Raw genomic sequence first — 9,992 nt, 5'->3', positions numbered from 1 at the left:
GAAAAGGAAAATTTGCTGCATAAAGACAAAAGATTGAAATATTAATGCCCACGCACAAAACAGCACATTTGCAAACCGCACAACCCAACCCTCAACCAATGTTTGCAAAAGAGCTGTTTTCTTGCCCACGCACCCACAGATATTTGTATCTTTGGGTTTTTAATTTTAAAAACGCTGAAATTCATATATGCCTACTTTAAACTGGATTGGTAAAGAGAAAGTTATTAATCATCATATGGAAGTACCATATAAAGTTCTGGAACATTCTTATGGTTTTGTTGATGGTAAAATCATTGATAAAGAAGTAAATAACGGAAATAAAATAATTCACGGTGATAACCTTGAAGCATTAAAAACCCTTTTACCTGAATACGAGGGAAGAATAAAGTGCATATACATTGACCCGCCATACAATACTGGAAATGAGAGTTGGGTTTATAACGACAATGTGAATGACCCCAAAATTAAAAAATGGCTAGGACAAGTTGTTGGTAAAGAAGCCGAAGACCTAACACGCCACGATAAATGGCTCTGTATGATGTACCCTCGATTAAAATTACTCCATAAACTTTTAGCTGATGATGGTGCAATTTTTATTTCAATAGATGATAATGAACAAGCCAATTTGAAATTGATTTGCGATGAAATATGGGGTATTGGTAATTTTATTAACAACATTATTTGGCAAAAAAAATTTAGCCCTCAAAATGATGCCAAATACTTATCTGATAATCACGACTTTATTGTTTGTTATGCGAAAAATAAAATAAACTGGGTAAGGAACTTGATTAATAGAACTGAAGCTCAAAATTCAAGATATAAAAACATTGATAATGACCCTAGAGGTGTTTGGACTTCTAGTGATTTTACTGTAAAAACTTATTCTTCGGAATATGATTATCCAATTACAACACCCTCTGGAAAAGTAATTAATCCAACTGAGGGTAGATGTTGGATGACTTCAAAAGAAAGATTTGAAAAATTAGTAGAGGAAAAAAGAATTTGGTTTGGAAAGAAAGGAGATGGTGTGCCAAGGATAAAAAAGTTTCTTACAGAAGTACAGGATGGGACTGTCCCTTTAACTATTTGGCTACACGAAGAAGTTGGACATAATCAAAGTGCTAAGCAAGAACTTAAAAGGGTATTCCAAAATGACAAAACCCCTTTTCAAACTCCAAAACCATCTACATTAATTCAAAAAATTTTAGAGCTTTCAACAGACAAAAACTCCATAATGCTTGATTCATTTTCAGGTTCAGGCACAACTGCACACGCTGTTCTTAACCTAAACAAAAAGGATTGTGGTAATCGCAAGTTTATTCTAATTGAAATGGAGGAATACGCCGATAAACTAACAGCAGAAAGAGTTAAAAGAGTAATTACTGGTTACAATTCATCTGTTGGAACTGGAGGAGGTTTTGATTACTTCGAACTTGGGAAGCCTCTATTCGATGAGGATGGAAATTTGAACGAAGAAGTTGGTATAGAAAAAATTAGACCTTACGTTTACTACACTGAAACTAAAACTTCAATTTTAGAAATACCTCACGATGAAAACAAGTATTTTCTTGGCAAACACAACAATACAGCTTACTACTTTTTCTACGAAAAAGATGAGTTTACAACATTAGATTACGATTTTTTCCCTACAATGAGAACTAAAGCAGGGCAATACGTAATTTATGCTGATAATTGTGTTTTGACACCAGATTACTTAACACGTAAACACATAATTTTCAAAAAAATACCAAGAGACATAACACGTTTTTAAGCAATGGAACTGAAACCATATCAACAACAAGTAATTAACGACCTCTCAATATTTCTTGCTCATTTACAGGAAACAAAGAATACAAAAGAGGCTTTTAATAACTTTTGGGTAAAACACCCTAGAACTCCTTTGAAACCAAATACAGGAACGGCTATTGAACACTATAAAAATAACATTCCAAAAGTTCCACACGTTTGCTTAAAAGTACCAACAGCAGGGGGCAAAACTTTTATTGCCTGCAATGCAATTAAAACGGTATTTGAAGCATTCGACATCGACCAGCCAAAAGCGGTTGTTTGGCTAGTGCCATCTATTACAATATTAGACCAAACTATAAAAAACTTAAAGGATACAAGTCATCCATATCGTCAAAAAATAAATTCCCATTTTGGAAACAAAGTAGAGGTTTACGATAAGAATACTTTGCTTCAAGGCAGTGGTTTTAATGCTTCATCTGTAAAAGAGCAACTGTCAATTTTTGTGTTAAGTTTCGATAGCATTCGAACATCAAACAAAGAGGGGAGAAAAGTATATGAACAGAATGGCTCTTTGCAATCATTTGAATCCCTTTTGGGGCAAGATAATGATATTTCGTTAATGAAGGTAATGCAGTATTTAAATCCTTTAGTAATTGTTGACGAAAGCCATAATGCTGAAACTGAATTAAGCATTGATATGCTTAAGGAGTTTAATCCAAGTTTTATACTTGATTTAACGGCAACACCAAGAAAGAACAGTAACATAATTTGTTTCGTTGATGCATTAGAACTTAAGCGGGAGAATATGGTTAAACTACCTGTTATAGTTTATAACCATCAAGACAAAACTGAAGTGATAAACTCCGCATTACAACTGCAAAAACGCTTAGAAGCACAAGCTAAAGAGGAAGAGAAAAAAGGTGGTAAGTATATCCGCCCCATTGTTTTATTTCAAGCTCAACCAAAAAATGGCAAAGACTTTCTGAACGTTGAAGATGAAAAAACGAATGTTCAAAAACTTAAAGAAAAATTACTTGAACTTCAAATTCCAGAAGAACACATCAAAATCAAAACTGCAAATATTAATGAAATTAAAGGCGTTGATTTATTGAGCAGGGATTGTGAAGTGCGCTACATTATTACAATTAACGCTCTAAAAGAGGGTTGGGATTGTCCTTTCGCATATATTTTAGCTTCCCTTGCTGATAAAAGTTCCGCCGTAGATGTTGAGCAAATACTAGGTAGGGTTTTAAGACAACCCTACGTTATGAAACATAACTTCCCTTTGTTAAACCTATGCTATGTTCTTACAGCTTCTTCCAAATTTCACGAAACACTTGACAATATTGTAAAAGGGTTAAATAAAGCTGGTTTTAGCGAAAAGGATTATAAATTAGCAGATAGTTCAAGCAGTGAATTATTAAAAAAGCAACAAGAACCCCTAATCATAAGTCCATCAAACACATTAGAATTAGAAAACGTTGCTGATGACATTACCTCTGACATCGATACAACCAGAATAAAGGTTTCCAATGCAAATGATGAACCCGACGACGTTGTTTCAGAAATTGAAAAAGCGGCAAAAGAACAAAATGATACTTTTGATAAAATAGTTGAAGATATGGCATCAAACAATATCTCATCTTTTCCAAACGAAATTGAACCATTGATTAACTCTTATGGTATTAAGGAATTTTTTTATGAAAGTGCAAGTCAAATAAAACTCCCACAGTTTTATTTAAAAATTCCAGCAAACGATTTATTCGGGCAGAGAGAGGAAGAAACAATTCTTGAAGACAAAAACCTACTAACTGGTTTTCCACTTGGTAAAGCTGACACAAACATACCATTTGATAGTATAACCTCTTCAATATACAGCATAGATTTAGATGAAACAAAAAAAGAGCATACACCAACCCGTTTTAAGGTCGATGACCAGTTGAAAAAGAGTTTATTAAGTTTCATCCTTGACCCTTCACGCAAAGAAAGTAGAGTTAAGAATTTCACAAGGAGAGTAATGTCAATTATTGGTAATATACCGCCAATACCTGACAAAGAGATTGAAAAATTCATCAGTCGTATTTTCGAAGATTTTAATGATGACCAATATATGGATTTTGCCAATAATGAATATACCTATTGCGACAAAATTAAACTTCATATTAATTCATTATCATTAATTTACATAGAAAAGAAATTTAAAGAATTCTTAGATACTGACAAAATAATTATTAAACCATCCTTTAAATTACCATTACGACAAATAATAAATGAAACTTCTCCTGATTTGCCAAAATCGCTTTATGAAAAGGAAAGTAAAATGAATGGTTTTGAAGAAAGAGTAATAAATGAAATTGCGAATATGGAGAACGTTTTATTTTGGACAAAAAATGTTGAACGTAAAGGATTTTGTATAAACGGTTTCATAAATCATTACCCAGACTTCATTATTCAATCAAAAAGTGGTAAAACAATTTTGCTTGAAACAAAAGGAGACCATTTAGATGCTGAAAAGAAAATAAGTTTAGGTAGTTTGTGGTATAGTAAAGCAGGTAATAATTATAGGTATTTTATGGTTTACGAAAGAAGAACAGTTGACGGAGCGTATAAACTTGAAGATTTTTTGAATGTAATAAGAAACATCTAGTGCCACCGCTACAGCCACACACATTGCCAAGTCGCACAAGCCGCCCTGCAATCCAAAACTTGGCAAAAAGTGTGTCTGTTCCCAACGCACGAAAGAAAAGACATTGCAGCAAATATAAGTACATTAAAACGACAGAAAAATTAACGCCAGTGCACAACAAGGGGTGTAACCAATTTGGGCTGAATGGGTTAGGCAGGCGAGTCGGCACGCAGGGTACTTCTTAACGTGGGATAAATCCCAAGCCCCGCTCACCCAAACTGGTCACACCCCCAGCCGTTATGGGCAAGCTATGAAGAAAAAATCGTGGAAGACCTAAATTTGCTACATAGATAGAAAAAAAGATATCGAAAATTGCCCACGCACACTCAGGCACTTTTTGTTGCCCCACCGCACAGGCGATTGCTTCGCAACAAAAACAGCCTTCGTTTTGCCCCCCGCATTGATAGTCCGAATAGAATTTGTAGTTTAACCTACTGAAATAAAAAGACTAATTAAATGAATTTAAAGCAGTTGAAGCCTAGAAAGGCACTTAATAAAGCGTTTCTGAAATTAAAACCTAATCGTTCTGAAATAGAAATATTTAAGACGAATCTAATTCAATTACTTGACAGAATTAATGACAAGGAATCGGAAGAATTTCATAAATTTTTAATCGTTGACTTTCTAAAGAAAACCTATTACGAGCCGAATCATTTTATAAATACAAAAGGCAGAACAGACCTTGTAATTCATAATGGGAATAATGCTAATAGTACGGTTGGTGTAATAGTTGAAACCAAGAAACCAACGAACAAAAGCGAAATGCTGACACAGGAAAAAATCAATGTGAAAGCGTTTCAAGAAATGGTTTTATACTACTTACGTGAAAGAATTACGCACAAAAACCTAGAGATTAGATATTTAATCGCAACTAATATAAATGAGTGGTTTGTTTTCGATGCCAATATTTTTGAAAAGCATTTTGCTCATAATAAGAGTTTTGTAAAGCAATTCAATGAGTTTGAAAATGGAAGAATGTCAGGAAAAACTACAGATTTTTTCTACAAGGAAATTGCAGAACCATTTATTGAAAGCATTACAAACGAAATTGAATACTCATATTTCGACATTAGGGAATATGAGAAGCCTTTAAGAAACAACGACAAGAAAGACGACAATAAACTAATTGCGCTATATAAACTTCTTTCACCTGAGCACCTTTTAAAACTTCCTTTTACCAATGACAGCAATACGCTTGATAAGCGTTTCTATGGTGAACTACTTCATATTATCGGATTAATTGAAACCAAAGAGGGAGGTAAAAAAATAATTGAAAGAAATAAGGAAGGGTATAGAAACTCAGGTTCTTTACTTGAAAATGCAATAATTGAACTTGATAGCCTTGACAAAATAAGTCGTTTAGAAAAGCCAAGCCAGTTTGGTAGCAATATGCAGGAAAGGCTTTTCAGTGTTGCCCTTGAATTAAGTATCACTTGGATAAATAGAATCCTTTTCCTAAAACTACTTGAAGCGCAATTAATTACTTATCACAAAGGCGACAAATCATACAGTTTTCTGAATTTTGATAAAATTAAAAACTACGACGATTTAAACAGCCTTTTCTTTAAGGTTCTAGCACGGAAATTTGAAGACAGGAATAGCGAAATAAGTGCAGTGTTTGAGAAAGTTCCTTATTTGAACAGTTCACTTTTTGAACCCACCGATTTAGAGCATACAACGCTATTCATAAGTAATTTACGTGATGAAAAACAGGTGCCAATTTACAGCGCAACCGTTCTTAAAAATGAACAGGGAAAGAAGAAAACGGGTACGCTAAATTCACTTGAATATCTATTTGAATTTTTAAATGCTTACGATTTCACGAGTGAAGGTTCGGAAGAAATTCAGGAAGACAACAAAACGCTAATAAATGCTTCAGTTCTTGGGCTAATTTTCGAGAAAATAAACGGTTATAAAGACGGTTCGTTTTTCACACCAGGTTTCATCACAATGTATATGTGCAGGGAAACCATAAGAAAAGCGGTTGTTCAGAAATTCAATGAAACCAAAAATTGGGAGTGTAAAACCATTGATGAGCTTTATGATAAGATTGAAGATAGAAAAGAAGCCAACGAAATTGTAAATAGCATAAAAATTTGTGACCCAGCCGTTGGCTCGGGGCATTTCCTTGTTTCGGCTCTGAATGAAATAATTGCAGTAAAAAACGACCTAAAAATACTGCAAGACAGAGAAGGAAAAAGGTTAAAAGAATTCCATATTGAAGTTGTTAACGATGAGCTGATTACAACAGATGATGACGGATTAATTTTTGAGTATAATCCCAAAAGCAAAGAAAGCCAAAGAGTTCAGGTAACGCTATTCCACGAGAAACAAACCATAATTGAGAATTGTCTTTTTGGTGTTGACATAAATCCAAATTCAGTAAAAATCTGTCGTTTACGTTTATGGATTGAATTGCTTAAAAATGCTTACTATAAAAACGAAACGGAACTTGAAACACTTCCAAACATTGACATCAATATAAAGTGTGGAAATTCTCTAGTAAGTCGCTTTGCCATAGATGCTGATTTAGGGCAAGCCCTAAAAAAGAGCAAGTGGAATATTGACAGCTACCGTCTTGCAGTTTCAACTTATAGAAACGCCCAGAACAAGGAGCAGAAAAGAGAAATGGAACGGCTCATAGCCGACATAAAAAGCGATTTTAGAAGCGAAATAGCATCGAACGACCCTAAATTAAAACGTTTACAGAGAATTAAGGGTGAACTTTTTACACTTACAAATCAAACCACTCTTTTTGAAAAATCGAAAAAGGAAAAGGGAGAATGGAATAAAAGGGTTCAAAAATTTACTGACGAAATCAAAAAACTAGACTCTGAAATTGAAGAAATAAAGAACAACAAAATCTATGAAAATGCCTTTGAATGGCGTTTTGAATTTCCAGAAGTGTTAAATGAAAATGGGGATTTTATTGGTTTTGATGTTGTGATTGGGAATCCGCCTTACATAAGGCAAGAAGAATTAAAAGAAATAAAACCTTACCTTCAAACTCACTTTAGTTCTTTTGCAGGTACTGCTGACTTGTACGTATTTTTCATTGAATTAGGTATTAGAAATCTAAAATCAAATGGAGAGTTTGTTTTTATCGTTCCTAACAAATGGATGCGAGCGGGTTATGGTAAATCATTACGAACTTTCATCAAGAAATTAAAAATAAATTTTATTATTGATTTCGGCGATTTGCCAGTATTTGAAGAAGCCACAACTTATCCTAGTATACTTTCAATCTCAAAATCGCAAGCATCTAAATCATTTAAAGCGGTAAATTTAGACACTTTATTGTTTGGTGATAAAATGACTGAATACTTGCATAAAAATCAAATTGATGTTTTACAGGACGAACTTCAAGAAAGTGGCTGGACTTTATCAGACTCTATTTCTCAAAAATTGGTTCGAAAACTTAAAGAAAATGGAAACCATTTAGGTGAGATTGTTAATGCTAAAATTTTTAGGGGTATTTTAACAGGTTGTAATGAAGCCTTTATTATCGATGACGAAACTAAAAACAATTTAATTCTAAAAGATAATTCAAGCATAGAATTGATTAAGCCATTTCTAGACGGAAAGGACATCAAAAAATATACAAACCCGAATGTTGAAAAGTTTTTAATATTCACCAGAAGGGGTGTTGACATTAGTAAATATCCTGCAATTCTTGAGCATCTTGAAAACTATAAAGAAAGATTAGAACCTAAACCAGAATCTTACAAAGGAACAGATTGGAAAGGGAGAAAACCAGGCTCATATAAATGGTATGAAATTCAAGATGCGGTTGACTATTTTAATGAATTTGAAAGAGAAAAGATTGTATGGTCAGAAACATCATTTGAGAATCAGTTAACAATTGTTGACAAAGGAATCTATCTTAATAAAACAACGTTTATGATGCCAATAAATGATTTATCTTTACTTGGCATTATGAATTCAAATACTGTTAAGTTTTATCTTAACTCAATTGTTTCTAAAGTTAGGGGCGGTTATTATTCTTTATCAAAAGCTTATGTTGAAACTACCCCTATTCCTTATGTAAATGAAACAACAAAAATACATATTGAGAATAAGGTTAAAACAATTCTTGAGATGAAGAAAAGCGACAGTAAAGCAGATACTTTTACAATTGAAAATGAGATTAATCAATTAGTTTATGAATTATTTAACTTGACAAAAGAAGAAATTGAGATAATTGAAAGCACTTAAATATAGCCAACGCTTCACAGCCACACACATTGCCAAGCCACACGAGCCACGCTTCAACCAAAGCTTGCCAAAAAGTGTGTCTGTCCCAACGCACGTGTAAAACCGTAAAAAATGTAGCAAATTTATATGTCGAATCTAAAGACACGACAGAAAATTAATAGCCAGCCCATAACAAGGGGTGTAACCAATTTGGGATGTATGGGTTACGGAAGCGGGTCGGCACGCAGGGAACTTTTTAACGTGGGATAAATCCCAAGCCCCGCTCACCCAAACTGGTCACACCCCCAGCCGTTAGCGTACATCGCCAAGGTGGGCATGGGCGGCAAGCTTCGGAGCGTTGGCCTTGCCTTGAGATGGAGAGCTCAGCGCCATCGCCCGCTCGAGCAAAGCCAAATTTTGCTTCCAATCCCGCCGAGCCCATACGGACAGCCCTCGCCCCGCAGCGGCGGGCGGCGAGTACCGAAACAAAGATGGGTCGTTGCCCGCGGGGAGACGGCAGGCGGGATGGCTAACAAAATTTGCGGAACGTCGATTCTACGCCTATACGAGCGACTCGGCCTTGTGGGCAAGTCAAGGCCCTGCGGGGGATACGCCCCAGCAGCAGCCCCCACCCCCGCCCCGACCCTTGTGGGGGGACAAATTCTGGTTCCAACCCCGCCGAGCGGAAGCGAGACCGCCTCGCCACGCCCCAGCGGGCTGTGCACACGAAAATTTTTAAGAAGGGTTGCCCGCACGGGGGCGGCAGGCGGGGTGGCTAACAGAATTTGTGGAAACAAGGCCCGCGCCGGGGGCGGGCGACTCGGTCACCTTGGCCACGAGACGCTAACAAGGGGTGTAGCTAATGGGGGATGACTGGGGGGCTCGGGGCGGGGTCGCCCGCTGCCAGTTCGTTTTCGTCGGCGGACGAAAAAGTGGGCTACGCACTTCCCCACTAGCCACAACCCCCAGCCGTTAGCGTACATCGCCAAGGTGGGCATGGGCGGCCAGCTTCGGAGCGTTGGCCTTGCCTTGAAATGGAGAGCACAGCGCCATCGCCCGCTCGAGCAAAACCAAATTTTGCTTCCAATCCCGCCGAGCCCATACGGGCAGCCCTCGCCCCGCAGCGGCGGGCGGCGAGTACCGAAACAAAGATCGGTCGTTGCCCGCGGGGAGACGGCAGGCGGGATGGCTAACAAAATTTGCGGAACGTCGGCACGACAGGAACACGAGCGATTCGGCCTTGTGGGCAAGTCAAGGCCCTGCAGGGGATACGCCCCAGCAGCAGCCCCCACCCCCGCCCCGACCCTTGTGGGGGGACAAATTCTGGTTCCAACCCCGCCGAGCGGAAGCGAGCACGCCTCGC

The 9,992-nt window shown here is 37.1% G+C and carries 5 protein-coding genes; 4 read left to right on the top strand and 1 reads right to left on the bottom strand.

Features of this window, described 5'->3' with window-relative positions; all coding sequences use genetic code 11:
- The first annotated feature begins 187 nt into the window (after window positions 1-187).
- The 4 genes from G8O23_RS16530 to G8O23_RS17600 all read left to right on the top strand — a co-directional run bounded on the left by G8O23_RS16530 (window position 188) and on the right by G8O23_RS17600 (window position 8,899).
- Window positions 188-1,771 (top strand): site-specific DNA-methyltransferase, encoded by a 1,584-nt coding sequence (locus tag G8O23_RS16530; RefSeq protein WP_166366891.1) that lies wholly within the window; start codon window positions 188-190, stop codon window positions 1,769-1,771.
- A 3-nt stretch (window positions 1,772-1,774) separates the two neighbouring features.
- The gene (locus G8O23_RS16525) at window positions 1,775-4,396 is read left to right on the top strand and encodes a DEAD/DEAH box helicase (protein ID WP_166366889.1); all 2,622 of its coding nucleotides are present in this window, start codon (window positions 1,775-1,777) and stop codon (window positions 4,394-4,396) included.
- A gap of 495 nt (window positions 4,397-4,891) precedes the next feature.
- The gene (locus G8O23_RS16520; protein ID WP_166366887.1) at window positions 4,892-8,650 is read left to right on the top strand and encodes a class I SAM-dependent DNA methyltransferase; all 3,759 of its coding nucleotides are present in this window, start codon (window positions 4,892-4,894) and stop codon (window positions 8,648-8,650) included.
- Between the two features lie 126 nt (window positions 8,651-8,776).
- Entirely contained in the window at window positions 8,777-8,899 is a 123-nt protein-coding gene (locus G8O23_RS17600; RefSeq protein WP_262888083.1) for a hypothetical protein, read from the top strand.
- Window positions 8,900-9,581: 682 nt separating this feature from the next.
- Here G8O23_RS17600 and G8O23_RS17595 read toward each other — a convergent pair.
- Window positions 9,582-9,716, bottom strand: a complete 135-nt coding sequence (locus tag G8O23_RS17595) for a hypothetical protein (RefSeq protein ID WP_262888082.1) — start codon at window positions 9,714-9,716, stop codon at window positions 9,582-9,584.
- Between the last annotated feature and the right edge of the window lie 276 nt (window positions 9,717-9,992).

It is taken from the genome of Perlabentimonas gracilis (genome assembly GCF_011174675.1).
GTDB classification, from domain to species: domain Bacteria; phylum Bacteroidota; class Bacteroidia; order Bacteroidales; family Tenuifilaceae; genus Perlabentimonas; species Perlabentimonas gracilis.
Note: the sequence above shows the minus strand (reverse complement) of the source record. Positions and strands in the feature narration are given on the sequence as shown.

Excerpts from the sequence above, each read along its gene's own strand:
- G8O23_RS17600 (WP_262888083.1), top strand. The coding sequence starts at position 8,777 with ATGTCGAATCTAAAGACACGACAGAAAATTAATAGCCAGCCCATAACA.
- G8O23_RS16525 (WP_166366889.1), top strand. The coding sequence starts at position 1,775 with ATGGAACTGAAACCATATCAACAACAAGTAATTAACGACCTCTCAATA.
- G8O23_RS16520 (WP_166366887.1), top strand. The coding sequence starts at position 4,892 with ATGAATTTAAAGCAGTTGAAGCCTAGAAAGGCACTTAATAAAGCGTTT.
- G8O23_RS16530 (WP_166366891.1), top strand. The coding sequence starts at position 188 with ATGCCTACTTTAAACTGGATTGGTAAAGAGAAAGTTATTAATCATCAT.